Consider the following 16754-nt stretch of genomic DNA (forward strand, 5'->3'; position numbering starts at 1 on the left):
TCCTTAGATAAAGGACAAGCGTCGTTGCGCAAAACTATATAAAGGATGCCAGACAATCCGATTGAAAAGAATGACAAACGCCGACATTACAACCATGCCAAGTCCGACCTTAAATGTATTGCCCATTTCTGTTGCAAGTGCGATATATGATCCCAAACCTTCAGCAATCAAGGTTGTATTGCCCCAACTTGCTAATTCTGCAGCGATGGAGGCATTCCAAGCTCCTCCACACGCAGTGAGTGCTCCAGTAACATAATAGGGAAAAATGGCAGGCAACATAACCTTAAACCACCATAATTTTCCATGGATTTGTAAATTGTTTACCACCTCTCTTAAATCACCGGGAAAATTTGAGGCACCCCCAACAACATTAAATAAAATGTACCATTGTGTTCCCAGGATCATCAATGGCGTCAACCAAATATTACTACTTAAGTGAAAATGAACAATTCCAACAACAAAAAAGGGAAAAAACAGATTGGCTGGAAAGGCAGCCATGAATTGCGCGATTACCTGTGTTCTTTTTGCCCATTTGGGACGTAATCCCAACCATATTCCTGCAGGTACCCAAATGATACTTGCCAGAATTATCATGCTTATAACTCTTAAAAATGTTAAAAATCCCAGCCAGATAACATATAAAATTTCATGAATGGTCAATTGGTCATGGACAGCGTGATAAATGTAAAAACCAGCGATTATGCCCAGAAAACATAATACAGAAATATAAATGACATCTGATGTTTTTGTTGCAATGGATTTTTCATTGAAGAAATTATTTTTTCTGCCAAGAGGCAGGTTTGCAATCTTATGCATTAATTTACCAATAAAGGTCATTACCCACCGAATAAAATAGGTTTTATGTATAAGACGTAAAAACCAAGGAGCAGTGTCTGTTTCGCTTTGTGTAGTTTCAAATCTAAATTTTGATGACCATGCAACCAAGGGACGGAATAGTAATTGGTCATATGCCAAAATAACAAACAACATTGCTCCAATTGCATAAAAAATTGCGGCCAGATTTCTTTGTTCAATTGCCATACCTACATACGATCCTATTCCAGGCAAAACAATGTTTGTATTTCCAACAGTGATTGTTTCTGAATAGACAATCATGAACCAGCCACCGGACATGGACATCATCATATTCCAGATCAATCCTGGAATAGCGAATGGAACTTCCAGTTTCCAAAAACGTTGCCATCCAGTTAAACCAAAACAACGTGCGGCTTCTTCCATATCAGGAGGTATCGTTTTGAGGGATTGATACAAACTAAATGCCATATTCCATGCCTGACTGGTAAAAATCGTAAAAATTGCAGCCAGTTCGGCACCAAGAATTTTGCCGGGAAATAATCCCATAAAAAAGACAACTGTAAAGGTTAAAAACCCTAAAATGGGCACAGATTGCAATATATCGAGAACAGGAATTAGCAGCATTTCCGCCTTACGACTTTTGGCTGCCAAGACTGCGTATCCAAAGGTAAAAAGTAAAGAAGCGAAAAGAGCGGCAAACATGCGTAAAGTTGTACGCATGGCATATCCTGGCAAATAGATGGGATCCAGGTGTATAAGTTGCGCATTTGGCATATTCAAGGGTTGTATAACGTGCCGTGTAGCTGTTGCAATCGATACCCCTAGTGCAATCACACATATGATGGTGATTGCATCAAAGATATTTGGTTTCGATTGAACAGTTACGCTGGCGGGAATATTCTGTTTTTTCATTTGCCCGCCTAGTCCTCTTAATTGTATTTTATTGTTAGATTGAACGATAATTATTCACTAAACTCGATCATATTGTATAAAAAATGATCAGACACCCGTACTTCCAAAACCTCCACACGATCGTTCCGTTTCTTCAAGAATATCTGTTTCTTCCCAAACTGCCCGAATAACTGGGGCTATAATAGCTTGCGCAATGCGCATACCACGTTCGACCACAAAGGATTCATTCCCTGTGTTCAATAAAATCACTTTAACTTCACCACGATAATCTTCATCAATCGTACCGGGAGAATTGGGAAGTAATATTCCATGTTTCAGGGCCAATCCTGATCTGGGACGGATTTGCAACTCATAATTATGGGGTAAAGCTATCTGTAACCCTGTAGGAATAAGCGCTATTTCTTGCGATAAGATTGTAATCGGTTCATTAACGGCAGCCAGTAAGTCCATTCCTGCCGCACCAATGGTTGCATAGGAAGGGAGTGGCAGTTCTATGGAATGTGCCAGCCTTTTTACTCGAATTCTAGGAAAGGGTGCCAAGGACATGTTAATTACCCCCTATTTTCTGATTTGAAAAATGTAATGATTTCCTGCGTCAAAAGATATCCAATCTTTTTTTTACTGGCTCTCTCAAAATGCTGCTTACCAGAGGATGACAGAATTGTCACCTCATTTTCTGAGCCCCCCATGATATTTGTTGAAGATTGGACATCGTTAACAACTATCCAATCGCAACCTTTACGTATTCTTTTATCAACTGCATTTTTTAAATGGTTTTCAGTCTCCGCTGCGAATCCGATAACAAGTTTTGGACGATTATTTTTAAGTTGAGAAATTTTTGCAAGAATATCAGGATTGATTTCCATTTCCAGAATTGGTGGGAAAATATCCGCTGTCTTTTTGATTTTATGTTTGGCAACATTCCTGACTCGCCAATCAGAAACTGCAGCAGTCATAACAGCCATATCTACAGGTAAATGTGCAAGACATGCATCTAGCATTTCATTAGCTGTCTTAATTTTTACAATGTTTATATTGTCAGGTGGTGATAGTGATACGGGTCCTGAAATCAGGGTAACCTCTGCACCAGCATTTCGTAAGCTTTCTGCGATGGCATAACCTTGTCTGCCTGATGAATAATTACCTATAAAACGGATAGGGTCAATCGGTTCGAAAGTTGGACCAGCTGTGACAAGTGCTTTCTTGCCTTCCAAGGGGCGATCAGGCGCCAAGATATTACGAATATGATCTGTAAATTTATCTGGAGAGATAAGGCGTCCATAACCATACTCTCCACAGGCCATCTTTCCTTTTACGGGTCCTGCAATGACCATATTTCTTTCTTTAAGTGTTTGTATATGATTTTGTGTAATAGGATTTTCCCACATATGAACATTCATTGCCGGAGCAATAAGAACAGGCATAGTTGGTGGAGCGGCTAAAATAATAGTGCTGGCAAGATTATCGGCAATACCCAAGGCAATTTTTGCAATCAAATTGGCAGAGGCGGGATAGATAATTATGAGATCCGCTTCTCTGGTTAATGAAATATGTTCAATATTATGATTTTGGGTCAATGAAAATAAATCTTGATAAACTTCATTGCCACTTAAGGTTTGCAAAGATAGGGGAGTGATGAATTCAGTCCCTGATTGCGTCAAAACACATTTTACATTATGATGATTTTTGCGAAATAAACTTATGAGTTCTAAAGCTTTATAGGCTGCTATTCCTCCAGAAATGATAAGTAAAATGTTTTTGGGTGTCATGGAATTTTTTTCAAATTGTAATTAATTATATGCGCCAACCTGAATGGATTGCTGCTATACCACCGGAAAGGTTTTGATAAGTAACACGTTCCAATCCAGCCTGTTCCATCAGGGATTTAAGTGTTTCCTGATCTGGAAAAGTACGAATGCTTTCTGCCAGATATTGGTAGCTATCACGATCCTTGGCAATAATTTGACCTATACGTGGCAATACCTGAAAAGACCATGCATCATATAGAGGGCGTAAAAAGGGAATGATCAATTTGGAAAATTCAAGACATAAAAATCTTCCCCCCGGTTTTAATACCCGTCGTGCCTCTTCTAGAACTTGATTCTTGTGTGTACAATTTCTCAAGCCAAATGAAATAGTTACACGATCAACAGATCGATCAGGCAAACAAATTTTCTCCCCATCAACACAAAAAAGATGGATATTGTCCACATATCCACGGTCAAGTGCACGTTCCTGACCTATATGAAGCATACTGTAATTAACATCTGTTAAAAAAACTGTGCCACCTCCACGATTTAACCAACCGAAACTTATGTCCCCTGTACCTCCAGCCAAATCAAGTAATGTTAAATTGGGGGTGGGATGCAGCTCTTGAATAAATATCTGTTTCCAAACCCGATGAATGCCCAATGACATTAAATCATTCATTATATCATATTTTTGTGCGACACTATCAAAAACAGCCTTTACCATTGAAGATTTTTCTTTATCATTAACTTGTCGAAATCCAAAATCGGTAATATGTTCGTTGGATTGAAAAGCGGTATCATTATTATTTTTCATACGATTAATTTTCAGAAAAAATTATGCCAGAATTGCCCGAAGTAGAAATAATTAGACGTGGATTGGAAGAAAAATTGACTAATCATACAATCCAAAGCGTTCAACGCCATCGAATTAACCTACGTCAATCTATACCTATAACATTAGAAACATGCTTGGCAAATACCAGAATTGTAAAATTTAATAGACGTGGCAAATATATTTTAATGGAATTAAACAACGGATTGACCGTTTTATTTCACTTGGGAATGTCTGGAAAAATTATCGTGCAACCTTCTGGATCAGGTTATGAAAAACAAAAACACGAACATCTAACGATATTAACCCATGAAGGTGAATGTCTTCAGTTTATAGATCCAAGGCGTTTTGGAATAATAGATTTGTTTCCAACAAATACGATACATAATCTTTTAAAAATGATGGGACCTGAACCTTTGCCCGACACAGGGATTAACGTTTCCTCTCACCAGACGATATTATGTGATTATCTTCATGAAAAATTTAAACTTAAAAAACAATCTGTTAAAAATACAATGCTTGATCAACGTGTTATTGCTGGGTTAGGTAATATCTATGTTTGTGAATCTTTATTTCTTGCTGGAATTTCACCTTTTCAAAGTGCGTGTGAATTAAAAAGACAAGAAATTCTGTTATTGATTCAGTCCATTCAATCCATTTTGCTTAAAGCGATCGAGGCGGGAGGATCTAGTATGCGTGATTATGTTCATTCAAATGGTGAAAAAGGTTATTTCCAAATGCAATGGAATGTTTATGGAAAAGAAGGCGAATTGTGCAATTGCTGTTTACAAAAGGGAAGAAAAACAGTTATAAAAAGAGCGGTTCAGGCAGGGCGTTCAAGTTTTTATTGCGAAATTTGCCAAAAATGAAAAAATCATTGAATAATTCGCTTGACGTATGAACAGTAAGCTATTAATAACATGCATTAATGTGTAGTATTAATCCATTTAAACGAAAATAGACAAACAGGAAATCCATGGCGAATATCGCATCTGCGCGTAAGCGTATACGTCAAACTTTAAAACGCACTGAACGTAATAAGGCTCGCAAGTCGCGGGTTCGTACTTTTGTAAAAAAAGTTGAAGAAGCTCTTTTGGCAGGAAACAAAGAAGGCGCTGTTGAAGCGCTTCGTCATGCACAGCCAGAATTGCAAAGAGCATGCACAAAAGGTATTATGCACAAAAATACTGTTGCTCGTAAAATTTCTCGCTTGGCAGGAAAGATAAAGAATTTAAAAACAGCTTAATTATTGGCTTAAATATATACAGCAAATTACATATTTTGCTGTAAACTCGCTTTATAAAAGAAAACCGACGAATGAATATCATTCATCGGGTTTTTTTTACTTTAAATGTTGAAATAATAAATTATAATCAGGAAAATTTTGGTACTTTATAAAAGTATAAAAGAGGTGTATTTTAAAGAAACCGTTATAAAACATCTGCTTACTTTTCATATTCAATAAGTTTTCTTCACGTATGTCCGAACCCACAAACGAATCTCAAGAATTTAAATTATCGCTTCAGGATGCAGACCCCAATACGCTTAAATCAATACTGGAAATACATTGGGGGCGTATTTGTAGCCGCCTGCAGGTTGAAGTTGGTGAGGTGGAATATCGTACATGGTTGAAGCAAATAACGCTTGGCGCAATTGATGAAGATGAACTGACCTTATATCTACCCACCCGTTTTCTAAGAGATTGGGTTAGAGCTCAATACAACAACAAGTTAAGTCAGTTATGGCATGCTGAATTGCCTCAAATTCGTCGAGTAGAGTTAAAACTGGCTTCAAAAATTGAAAATGATCAAATTTTATCTCATAAAAACAGTTCCGATGCGGAAAAATATTCTGGCATAGATAATATTAAAACAGAATTTTCAAACCAACAAAAATCAGATACTAAACTCAATCATGTTAAGGAAACCCATTCTATAAATGTTATTAATAATGATACCAGTTTGGGAGATAAGGCAAAAGAAGAAGATAAGCTTCCTTTACATTTACAGTTGGATCCACGATTTACCTTCGAAAATTTTATAGTCGGTAAACCAAATGAATTTGCCTATGCGTGTTCAAGAAGAGTGGCTGAATGCCCTTCAAGCACAGGGTTTAATCCATTATTTCTTTATGGTGGGGTAGGATTGGGTAAGACCCATTTGATGCATGCAATCGGATTTGAATTGGCAAAGGCAGGAAATATTTCAATTTCCTATATGTCAGCTGAAAAATTTATGTACCGTTTTATTGCCTCTATTCGTTCTCAATCTACAATAGAGTTTAAGGAAGAATTGCGATCGGTTGATGTTTTGATGATTGATGATTTACAGTTTTTAATTGGCAAAGACAATACACAAGAGGAATTTTTCCATACATTCAATGCCTTGATTGATGCGGGTCGCCAAATCATCGTATCTGCCGATAAATCACCTTCTGATTTATCGGGGCTGGAAGATCGTTTGCGTACACGATTAGGGTGCGGAATGGTTGCTGATATTCATGCTACAACTTATGAATTAAGAATTTCCATTCTAGAAGCTAAGGCGGCATCCGCCAAGGTGGTTATCTCACCAAAAGTAATGGAATTTCTGGCTCATAAAATTACTACAAATGTAAGAGAGCTTGAAGGGGCTCTAAACCGTTTAATCGCACATGCAAATCTTTTCGGACGTCCCATAACACTGGAAGCAACCCAAGAAGTTCTTCATGATATCTTAAAATCCCATGAACGACGTGTTACAATTGAGGAGATTCAAAGAAAGGTTGCTGAACACTGCAATATTCGTCAAACGGACATGACATCTGCCCGACGAGCCCGTGCAGTTGCGCGACCAAGACAGATCGCAATGTATTTGGCGAAACAATTAACAAGCAGGTCATTACCTGAAATTGGCAGAAAATTCGGGAACAGGGATCATACTACCGTGATGCATGCCATTAGTAGAGTGGCTGAATTGATGGAAAAAGATTCTGCATTTGCTGAAGATGTGGAGTTGCTTCGCAGAATGTTGGAAACTTAAGACATTTTCCTATGGTATTTGTTTTAGAATACTGCTAAACATTATAATTTATAGCATTTTATATTGTTTATATATATATCTTGAATAGGTTTTAGTTAATGAAACTAAAGGTTGATCGTACAATATTACTTAAGGCCCTGGCGCATATTCAAAGTGTGGCTGAAAAACGTAATACTATTCCCATTCTTGCCAATGTTTTAATTGAGGTTCAGGATGGACAAATGACATTAACTGCGACAGATATGGAAATCGCAATTGTTGAAACCATTCAAGCGGAATCATTGGAAAATGGCGCTGTTACCGCGCCGGCTTCGGTTTTATATGAAATTGTACGCAAGCTGCCTGACAGTGCTATAATCGAACTGACCCATACAAGTATTGATATGCCATTATCGCTAAGGGCGGGCAAGTATGTAACCAGCCTGAATGTACTGGATGTAGAAGAATTTCCTTCCATGACGTCTGGTGATTTTCCCCATAATTTTCAGATTTCAACTGAGGTGCTCAGAAAACTTATTGAACAGACAAGATTTGCTATTTCAACTGAAGAAACGCGCTACTATTTGAACGGCATATATTTTCATATTACAAACAGTGAAAACGAAAATAAATTATGCGCTGTCGCAACTGATGGTCATCGTCTAGCCAAGGTCGAATGTACAATGCCTGAAGGTGCAGAAAACATACCTGGTATAATAATACCCCGCAAGACTATATATGAAATATATAAATTGCTGGAAGAAGCGGAAGAAAATATCCAGATCATGTTAGCTGATACCCGTATTCAGTTAAATTTTGGAAATGTCACATTAACGTCCAAGTTAATTGATGGTACATTTCCGGAATATGAAAGGGTCATTCCCAAAAACAATACAAAGGTTTTACGGGTTGGAAAACAAGATTTTGCTACAGCTGTGGCAAGAGTGGCTGCAATTAGTATGGAAAGATCCCGTCCTGTCAAATTGTCTTTGGATAACAATTCCCTTGTTTTATCTGCGAGCAGCGTTGACCAAGGCAATGCAAAGGAAGAACTTGACGGTTCACAAGTTCAATATGAATCCACGCCGTTGGAAATTGGATTTCAAGCACGATATTTAAATGACATAACCGACCAGATTGACAATCAGGTAGAATTTATTCTTGCTGACAATTCAGCCCCGACAATTGTTCGTGATGTTGATGATCCTTCTGCATTATATGTATTAATGCCAATGCGGGTTTAATATTCTTATTTAGATGCTTATATAATGAGTATGACGAAGCTAGAACGTCTTACTTTAACAAATTTCCGTAATTTTGAACGACTTGTTTGGACTGTTCCAAGCCAAAAAATCGTGGCTTACGGTCCAAATGCAAGTGGTAAAACAAATTTATTAGAATCGTTGTCCTTGTTGGTTCCTGGTAAAGGGTTACGTAAAGCAAGAATTGAAGATTTGGCCAAAAATAATAATCAGACTCAGGGATGGGGGATAGTAGGTGAATTTTCAAATCAGCAATATGATAGCAATTTTACACTTTCTACGGGCTGTTTTCCTTTTTCATCAAAACGACAATACAGGATTAACGGCAATATAATTCAAAATCAGAATGAAATTACCCGCTATCTTGCGGCTGTTTGGTTAACACCTCAAATGGATCGACTATTTTTAGAAGGTCCATCTGGTCGAAGACGGTTTCTTGATCAACTTATAATTAGTCTGGAGGGATATTATGCCAAAGAATTGGCAGCTTATGAAAAATCACTTTTTCAAAGAAATAAATTACTTTCAGCAAATGTGTTGGATCATAATTGGCTGAAAGCAGTTGAAGAATCAATGGCAAGACATGCCGTGGCTATAACTGCAGCGAGAATTAATTTTATCCAGCAATTAAATCAAATAAATATTATACAAAAAGCTTTTCCTGAAACCCTGTTAAAATTAAATTGTTCCATTGCCGATTATCTTATGAAACATCCTGCCTTGGTAACGGAAGACTATCTGAAACAGAAATGGAAAATGAATCGAGATCAAGATGCGGAGAATAGATCAACTGCTTTAGGGTGCCATCGGATGGATGTTGTCTTTTTTGAAAATAAAAGTAATATTTCTGCGCAGATGGCGAGTACAGGTCAGCAAAAAGCGATTTTAATTAGTGTTATATTAAAACTGCTTGAATTAGTTAAAACAAATAAGAAAATTCAACCTTTGTTACTTTTGGACGAACCACTCACGCATCTTGATTCCTATCATAGGAAAATTCTACTTTCCAGTCTTCTTGATATTGATAGTTTTGTTATTATCACAGGGAACGAGATATCTGATTTTTATGATTTTGAGAAAAACTACGATTTTTTAAACTTGAATCATGGAAAAATAGTATGATTATTTATTCTTTCTGGTAAAATAAATGTTCTTTTATGCGCATTATTACCCATCTGTTGTTTAATAAAAATAAATATAAATTTAATTATTTCTGGAGCCCCATTGAACATGGTTAATACTAACGATAATTCAATTCATTCATCTCATTTAAATAATGATAGTGATAATGAATATGATGCCTCTTCAATTTCTGTATTAAAAGGGTTGGAGGCAGTTAGGAAAAGACCCGGCATGTATATTGGAGATACAGATGATGGATCCGGATTGCATCATATGGTATTTGAAATCGTTGACAATGCCGTTGATGAAGCCCAAGCCGGATTTGCCGATCAGTGTATATTAACGTTATGTAAAGATGGCAGCATAAGAGTCAGGGATAACGGTCGTGGCATACCCACTGATATTCATCCTGAAGAGGGAATAAGTGCTGCTGAGGTAGTGTTGACAAAATTGCATGCAGGGGGAAAATTCAATCAGAATTCCTATAAGGTTTCAGGTGGGCTCCATGGGGTGGGTGCAGCAGTTGTCAATGCGTTGTCTGAATGGATGGAAGTACGTATCTGGCGAAATGGTAAGGAATATTTTATCCGTTTCGAAAATGGTGAAACAGTTCAATCCTTAACGGAAAAAGGATCAAGTGATGAACCGACTGGTACTGAAGTCACCTTTAAACCAAGTAAAGAAATTTTTACGCATATTGTATTTGAATTTGGAATATTAACTCGCCGCCTACGTGAACTGGCCTTTTTGAATTCAGGTATGGAAATAATCGTTACAGATGAACGTGAAGATGAAGTTATAAAGGAAGAATTCCATTACGAGGGCGGTCTAAGTGAATTTGTCAAATGGTTAACTAAATCGAAAAATAACCTTATTGATCCCATTACCGGTAGTTTCTATAACGAAAAAACCAACATTAAAGTGGAATGTTCCTTGGTATGGAACGATACCTATAATGAACATGTATTATGTTTCACAAACAATATTCCCCAAAAGGATGGTGGAACTCATCTCGCAGGTTTTCGTCAATCCCTAACACGTATAGTGGGAAAATATGCGGATGAAGTTTTAAATAATAATAAAAAAGGATCCCTTGGATTAATAGGAGATGATATGCGTGAGGGATTGACCGCCATATTATCTGTCAAAGTTCCTGATCCTAAATTTTCATCTCAAACAAAAGATAAACTTGTATCCTCGGAAGTTCAACCCGCTGTTCAGAATTCAATATCCGATATGCTTGGCCATTGGTTTGAAACCCATCCAAAAGAAGCAAAACTAATCATTTCCAAAGCGTTTGATGCTGCTTCAGCTCGTGAAGCAGCACGTAAAGCCAGAGAGCTTACCCGAAGAAAAGGCGTTCTGGACGTTTCTTCCTTACCCGGTAAATTAGCTGACTGTCAGGAAAAAGATCCTGCACAATCGGAAATCTTTATTGTTGAGGGAGATTCAGCTGGTGGTACTGCAAAACAGGGAAGGGATCGCCGTTTTCAAGCAATTTTGCCACTAAAAGGCAAAATCTTGAATGTTGAACGTGCACGATTTGACAGAATGTTAAATTCTGCTGAAATTGGCACGCTTATAACAGCCCTTGGAACAGGTATTGGTAGAGGAGATGTTGAACAAGGTGGCTTTTCTCTTGAAAAGTTAAGATACCACAAGATTGTTATTATGACAGATGCGGATGTGGATGGATCACATATACGTACATTATTATTAACTTTCTTTTTCCGTCAGATGCCTGAACTGATTGAAAAGGGATACGTCTATATTGCGCAACCCCCACTATACAGAGCAAAAAGAGGTAATGACGAACGATATTTAAAAAATGATGAAGCGCTTGAAGATTATCTATTGAAAAAAGCGATAAATAATACAGCTTTGTACTTGGCCGATGGAACAGAGCTTAGAGAAAACGAGCTTGAAAATCATGTAAAAGATTATTCATCTATACTTCATCGTTTGAGATTTTTTGAAAAATATGCACCTTTATGGATTCTTGAACAAGCGGTCATGTGCGGTGTTTTAAACGAAAATAATATGAATGATCCAAAATGTCGCCAGGAATTACAAAATCGACTTGACAGTTTATCCGCAAAATCAGAAAGAGGATGGCAAATCAGTGTTGAAGATGGAATGAAAATTCATCGTGTAGTGAGAGGTGTCAAGGAATCTTATTCTATACCTTTATCCATTATTAAAAGTAAAAATGCTGCTTGGATTAATCAGCACAGGCAAAAATTGATTACTGATTTCAATGAACCTGCAAACTTGTCCATTGATAAAAGAGATGAAAAAGTGAGCGGTCCAGCTTCAGTATATGAATTGCTAATGAATAACGGAAAAAAAGGTTTGGCCATTAATCGCTTTAAAGGGCTTGGTGAAATGAATGATGATCAGCTTTGGAATACAACTCTTGATCCTGCTACACGGACTTTATTGCAGGTAAAAGTGGGGGACCTTGAAAATGCAGATGAAATTTTCACAACATTGATGGGTGATGTTGTGGAACCAAGAAGAGATTTTATTGTTGATAATGCGTTGACCGTTGCAAACCTTGATATTTGATTTCAATGTACTTTATTAAGTTAAAGATAAATTGAATATTAATATCCGTATTTTAATCCGTTATTGTTATTATTAATAAAATATTATTACATTCATTATTTTATTAGGGATATAGGTTAAAAAATGTTCTGTCCATTTTGTGGAAATGAAGATACCCAGGTCAAGGATAGCCGCTCCACAGAGGACGGGACTGCCATCCGACGTAGACGCATTTGTATTAAATGCAATCAGCGTTTTACAACTATTGAACGAATTCAACCAAGAGACTTGATGGTTTTGAAACGAAATGGACAAAGAGTTCCGTTTGATAAAGAAAAGCTTGTGCGTTCAATCGAACTTGCAATGCGTAAACGTCCTTTTAGGGCTACAGATATTGATCAGATTGCCAATAAACTAGAAAAACAATTTGTTGATTTAGGTGACAATGTTATTTCATCTGAATCTATAGGTGCTGCAACCATGGAAATGCTGAAAAAAATTGACAAGGTTGCCTATATACGTTTTGCCAGTGTTTACTGTGATTTTCAGGTTATTGAAGATTTTGCCGAACTTCTTCCTACCCTTGAACATCATGAAAAATAGTAGATTATAATTAATATAAGTTTTTTAATTTTAGGATGATAATGAGCGACCAAAAAAATATAATAAAGAGGCCAAGAACGTTAACCCGAATTGCAGCTGTCCAAGCTATTTTTCAATGGGAACAGGGTATTGAAAAAGCTGCAAATTCATTGATAGAGCAATTTCTGATTCATCGTATTTCACCTGATTTTCATGATGAAACTTATATTGATGGTAAAACTCATATCCCTAACATTCCACTTTTTACTTCTGTTGTTCAGGGATTTGTACATCGATCTCCAGAAATTGATACAATAATTAAATCATCGTTACCAAATGAATGGCCTTTTCAACGATTGGATCCTATTATTAGAGCCATATTAAGAGCTGCAGTTACAGAACTTTTACTTGATAATATTGAACCACCAAAAAAAGTTATTATCAATGAATATATCGATGTTTCACATGCGTTTAGTAATGGTGATGAATCTGTATTGATTAATGGAATTCTGAATAATCTTGCTAACCGTTTAAGGAAAGAGATGGAAAACAAGGCCTAATTTATGGAATTGCCACCCGAATTTCAGATTATTGATCAATATTTTAAAAAATTAAGTGGCCCTGAAGCTCTTGATCTCACAGATGATGCTGCAATAGTATCTTTGAATCAAAATGAAGAAATTGTTTTGACTATGGATGCTATGTCTGAAGGTATCCATTTTTTCAAAAATGATCCAGCTGATCTTATTGCTCGCAAATTGTTGAGATGTAATATTTCTGATATAGCTGCAATGGGGGCAAAACCATATGGATATTTATTGGCATTATCACTACCAGATCAATATTTTAACCACCAGTGGATGAATCTTTTCACAAAAGGATTGGCCCATGATCAAAAGAAATATGGTCTTTCTCTATTTGGAGGAGATACAACAAAAAATTTGAATAATATGACCTTATCAGTAACAATGTTAGGAAAAGTTAGAAAAGGTCAAGCAATACGTCGAAATACCGCTAAACCAACTGACGGGATTTGGGTGACAGGAACCATTGGTGATGCTGCCATGGGTTTATTAGCTTTGGATGGTAAAATATCTACCAATCAGTATTTTATTGATCGTTATCATATACCTCAACCTAGGATTGAATTATCATTAAATCAAATTGCATCAGCGGCCATGGATATTTCAGATGGTCTTGTACAGGATCTTAGTCACTTAACTCGAGAAAGTAGGGTTGACGCAGTTATATATACCAATTCAATACCATTATCAAATGAGGCTAAAAAATTTCAAAAGGATTATTTTCAAACGTATATTACAGGCGGTGATGATTATGAACTTATTTTTACAATACCTGTTAACAAAGAAAATAAAGCACTTGAAGAATCTAAACGTGTTGGTATCAAATTAACAAAAATTGGTTATTGTATAGAATATTACAATGGTCAAATACACATTTTGGATGAATATGATAATGAAATCAAATTAGGAAAATTAGGTTGGAGTCATATTTAAAATTTTAAAGAACTAATTGATAAAAATATATATTTTTTATAAATATGAGTTGGCATAATATATATTATACGTTTTGTATAATAATTTATTAACTTATTTCCATTAATTATTCATATCATTTTTAATGATAAAATTATCTAATTTTTTATAAATACTCAATCGTTATTTATTAAAAAACTATTAACATATTTTTCTACAATTTAATTTCATTATTGATGGTGACCGAGTTTGTTCCATTCACGACCGTGTCAATAGCCGTCCTGCCAAAGGTCGTGGTTTTGCCCCAGCTCACCGATGCATCCCCTCTAGCTCCAAACGCAAACCCGTGCGCCCCCACATTGGCATTCGCCCCTATATCCTCCCTGTTCCCGGAAATGGTCGTCTTGCTTCGACTGGTTCTGTATCCCGCATCCAGGCTGATATCCCGGCCCGCATTGAATATCACGTCGTTCCCGCTGATACTGCTGGCCATGGCTTTGATATCCTTCACCGCATTCACACTCACTCTCTCTCCAGCCTTTATGGTCGATCCGGTATCCGTGACCGTCGTCGACGTCATGTGACTCTTATTCGATGAATGCGTGAAGGTCGCCGTGATCCCTATCAGGTTGTAGTCAACGGCTGTCGCCGCTCCATGGGCAAACGCTCCCGTCAGGATCCCGCTTTTACCCAATCCCGCGTTGAGACCCTGGCTCGCCATGTCCGCGGCGTTTAGCGCCTCCATTCTCTCATCCGTCGTGTTGGCCGCCGCAAAGCCCGTCTTCGCAAGGTTCGCCAGCAAGCCACTAGCACTCAGACCTATCCCCGTAAAGCTGTCCTTATGTTTCTGGTCGCCCCTGAATACATCCTGAACCGCATTGAAGTTCACTGAATCTCCGGACATATTGATATCCCTTCCCGCAATAACATTGGAACCGTTGATATTGATATCCTTGCCTGCATTCAGGTTGACATTACCCTCAGTTGAGATAATGTCACTGGCCGTATGCAGGGAATTGGATGTCGACTTTTTATCAGTGACGTTCTTTTGGCCAATTTGCACGCTCAATTGCGCCTCGTTCGTGAAGAAACCAAACTTCTTCGTCTGGTGATAATCATATGTTAAATTCAATTATCATCTGCGTCATGCCCGCAATCAGCTTGTTTAAATCACCCAAGGGAAACCACTGCCGTGTCTATTTCTTCTTGTTAATGTTTGCCTCCACCTTAACAATTTCAGGGTTTTCCTGATTGATGAGATAAACCTTATACTGTCCAATCATGTCTGGATAATTATGCCATACTGCCGCTGTTAAATGATCAAGAATATAGGCAGAATTATTTGCTTCCGTGTTGATTGAACCAAAGCCTTCAAATATTGTTTCATAGTTGGATGGATGCTCCGGAGCTATACAAAAATCTGTGCTTAATGGAGTTACATTACATTTAAATAACTCATTATCCCTTCCTGCCGGTCTGACCAGTCTAACTTTATAGTCGACATATTTATAGGTAAACACATCCGCGTTTGTTTTCCACAACTCGGGATTTCCATTGGTATCAGTGAATAGAGGGGTTTGATAGGTTCTCACAACCGTATCATCCTTCGTCGTGTCTCTATTTGCCTCTACCAAGGCAATGACATTTGGATGACCATCATTCTTTGGATGCAACCCATCATTGACAACCCTATATCCCAATTCCTTCAGACGATTTTCTGTATATATTTTGGCCATACCTATATCCATTGTATGATTATAAAATATACTCCAATCCTTATCATCGCTTCGTGCCTTTTTAACCATTTCTTGAATTTTGTATGGCACAAGGACGGCGATGACATCATTTGTTTTGGATAGGGGTCTGGCTGTGCCCAGTCTATTATTTACAGGTGAATAATACTTCCCTGGCCCACAGGCTGAAAGTAGCAAGCATAGTCCAAATCCGTAAAGATAGTTAGATTTTGTCATTCTGGTTTCCTTTTTGCGAAGAGGCTTTCTGTCCCTGTGAACTGGTCATGGGTTTTAGCGGATTTCTGGACCTGCCATCCTGATCACGGGGCTTTCTCGCATGTTTGAGGTCCGGATTGCTTATATTTGGCGCATTCTGTTTCAATGCCGTCAGGCCACCCGCTGTCGCGTCAAGGGACATGTTGTCGCCAGAGGTCGCAATACCCGCCAGTGCTCCAGATCCACCAACTATCACGTTCTGCGTCATGCCCGCAATCAGCTTGTTTAAATCATTCGTCTCATCATATGTCGGATTCTTTTGTAACATATTACCTTTTTGATTTTTTTCTTTATTCAATTTTATTTCATTTGTATAATTTCCTGATTCTTTTTTATGTAAATTATTAGGTTTGAGAGGATTTTCCACTGGTGGAGCTATTTTGTCAGCAATTACCTGACCGATATTTGGCAGCTCTGTATTGACAG

At 37.5% G+C, this 16754-nt stretch carries 16 protein-coding genes; 9 read left to right on the forward strand and 7 right to left on the reverse strand.

Annotated elements, in window-relative coordinates; translation table 11 throughout:
• Positions 1 to 3 precede the first annotated feature (3 nt).
• The 4 genes from H3T57_RS03410 to H3T57_RS03425 all read right to left on the reverse strand — a co-directional run bounded on the left by H3T57_RS03410 (position 4) and on the right by H3T57_RS03425 (position 4293).
• Complete coding sequence (locus tag H3T57_RS03410) at positions 4 to 1728, reverse strand: ABC transporter permease subunit (protein WP_198193190.1); 1725 nt, start codon at positions 1726 to 1728, stop codon at positions 4 to 6.
• A gap of 87 nt (positions 1729 to 1815) precedes the next feature.
• Positions 1816 to 2274: a dUTP diphosphatase gene (dut, locus tag H3T57_RS03415; protein WP_198193191.1), complete on the reverse strand. Its 459-nt coding sequence runs from the start codon at positions 2272 to 2274 to the stop codon at positions 1816 to 1818.
• Between the two features lie 5 nt (positions 2275 to 2279).
• Complete coding sequence (gene coaBC / locus H3T57_RS03420) at positions 2280 to 3497, reverse strand: bifunctional phosphopantothenoylcysteine decarboxylase/phosphopantothenate--cysteine ligase CoaBC (RefSeq protein WP_198193192.1); 1218 nt, start codon at positions 3495 to 3497, stop codon at positions 2280 to 2282.
• Between the two features lie 25 nt (positions 3498 to 3522).
• Entirely contained in the window at positions 3523 to 4293 is a 771-nt protein-coding gene (locus H3T57_RS03425; RefSeq protein ID WP_198193193.1) for a class I SAM-dependent methyltransferase, read from the reverse strand.
• Positions 4294 to 4316: 23 nt separating this feature from the next.
• Here H3T57_RS03425 and mutM point away from each other — a divergent pair, with 23 nt between their 5' ends.
• The 9 genes from mutM (at position 4317) to thiL (ending at position 14340) form a co-directional block, all read left to right on the forward strand.
• The gene (gene mutM / locus H3T57_RS03430) at positions 4317 to 5180 is read left to right on the forward strand and encodes a bifunctional DNA-formamidopyrimidine glycosylase/DNA-(apurinic or apyrimidinic site) lyase (RefSeq protein WP_198193194.1); all 864 of its coding nucleotides are present in this window, start codon (positions 4317 to 4319) and stop codon (positions 5178 to 5180) included.
• A gap of 107 nt (positions 5181 to 5287) precedes the next feature.
• Complete coding sequence (rpsT, locus tag H3T57_RS03435) at positions 5288 to 5557, forward strand: 30S ribosomal protein S20 (protein WP_110437968.1); 270 nt, start codon at positions 5288 to 5290, stop codon at positions 5555 to 5557.
• Between the two features lie 232 nt (positions 5558 to 5789).
• Entirely contained in the window at positions 5790 to 7331 is a 1542-nt protein-coding gene (gene dnaA, locus H3T57_RS03440) for a chromosomal replication initiator protein DnaA (RefSeq protein WP_198193195.1), read from the forward strand.
• A 98-nt stretch (positions 7332 to 7429) separates the two neighbouring features.
• Positions 7430 to 8554, forward strand: a complete 1125-nt coding sequence (gene dnaN, locus H3T57_RS03445; protein ID WP_198193196.1) for a DNA polymerase III subunit beta — start codon at positions 7430 to 7432, stop codon at positions 8552 to 8554.
• Between the two features lie 24 nt (positions 8555 to 8578).
• Positions 8579 to 9694 carry a DNA replication/repair protein RecF gene (gene recF / locus H3T57_RS03450; protein ID WP_198193197.1) on the forward strand — a complete coding sequence of 372 codons (1116 nt, stop codon included), beginning with the start codon at positions 8579 to 8581 and terminating at the stop codon, positions 9692 to 9694.
• 108 nt (positions 9695 to 9802) lie between these two features.
• Complete coding sequence (gene gyrB / locus H3T57_RS03455; protein ID WP_198193198.1) at positions 9803 to 12262, forward strand: DNA topoisomerase (ATP-hydrolyzing) subunit B; 2460 nt, start codon at positions 9803 to 9805, stop codon at positions 12260 to 12262.
• 123 nt (positions 12263 to 12385) lie between these two features.
• Complete coding sequence (gene nrdR / locus H3T57_RS03460; RefSeq protein ID WP_122123554.1) at positions 12386 to 12844, forward strand: transcriptional regulator NrdR; 459 nt, start codon at positions 12386 to 12388, stop codon at positions 12842 to 12844.
• A 41-nt stretch (positions 12845 to 12885) separates the two neighbouring features.
• A complete protein-coding gene (gene nusB / locus H3T57_RS03465) occupies positions 12886 to 13383 on the forward strand; it encodes a transcription antitermination factor NusB (RefSeq protein WP_198193199.1) in 498 nt (165 codons plus the stop codon).
• Between the two features lie 3 nt (positions 13384 to 13386).
• Positions 13387 to 14340, forward strand: a complete 954-nt coding sequence (gene thiL, locus H3T57_RS03470; RefSeq protein ID WP_198193200.1) for a thiamine-phosphate kinase — start codon at positions 13387 to 13389, stop codon at positions 14338 to 14340.
• Between the two features lie 193 nt (positions 14341 to 14533).
• Here thiL and H3T57_RS03475 read toward each other — a convergent pair whose 3' ends face one another.
• From H3T57_RS03475 to H3T57_RS03485, 3 genes are all read right to left on the reverse strand, one after another.
• Positions 14534 to 15451, reverse strand: coding sequence for a hemagglutinin repeat-containing protein (locus H3T57_RS03475; RefSeq protein ID WP_198193201.1), 918 nt, complete (start codon positions 15449 to 15451; stop codon positions 14534 to 14536).
• Positions 15452 to 15515: 64 nt separating this feature from the next.
• The gene (locus tag H3T57_RS03480; RefSeq protein WP_198193202.1) at positions 15516 to 16289 is read right to left on the reverse strand and encodes a hypothetical protein; all 774 of its coding nucleotides are present in this window, start codon (positions 16287 to 16289) and stop codon (positions 15516 to 15518) included.
• A partial coding sequence (locus H3T57_RS03485; protein ID WP_198193203.1) for a hypothetical protein occupies positions 16276 to 16754 on the reverse strand: 479 nt, incomplete at its 5' end. The genes H3T57_RS03480 and H3T57_RS03485, both read right to left, overlap by 14 nt.

Source organism: Commensalibacter sp. W6292M3 (assembly GCF_016101315.1).
Classification (GTDB): domain Bacteria; phylum Pseudomonadota; class Alphaproteobacteria; order Acetobacterales; family Acetobacteraceae; genus Commensalibacter; species Commensalibacter melissae.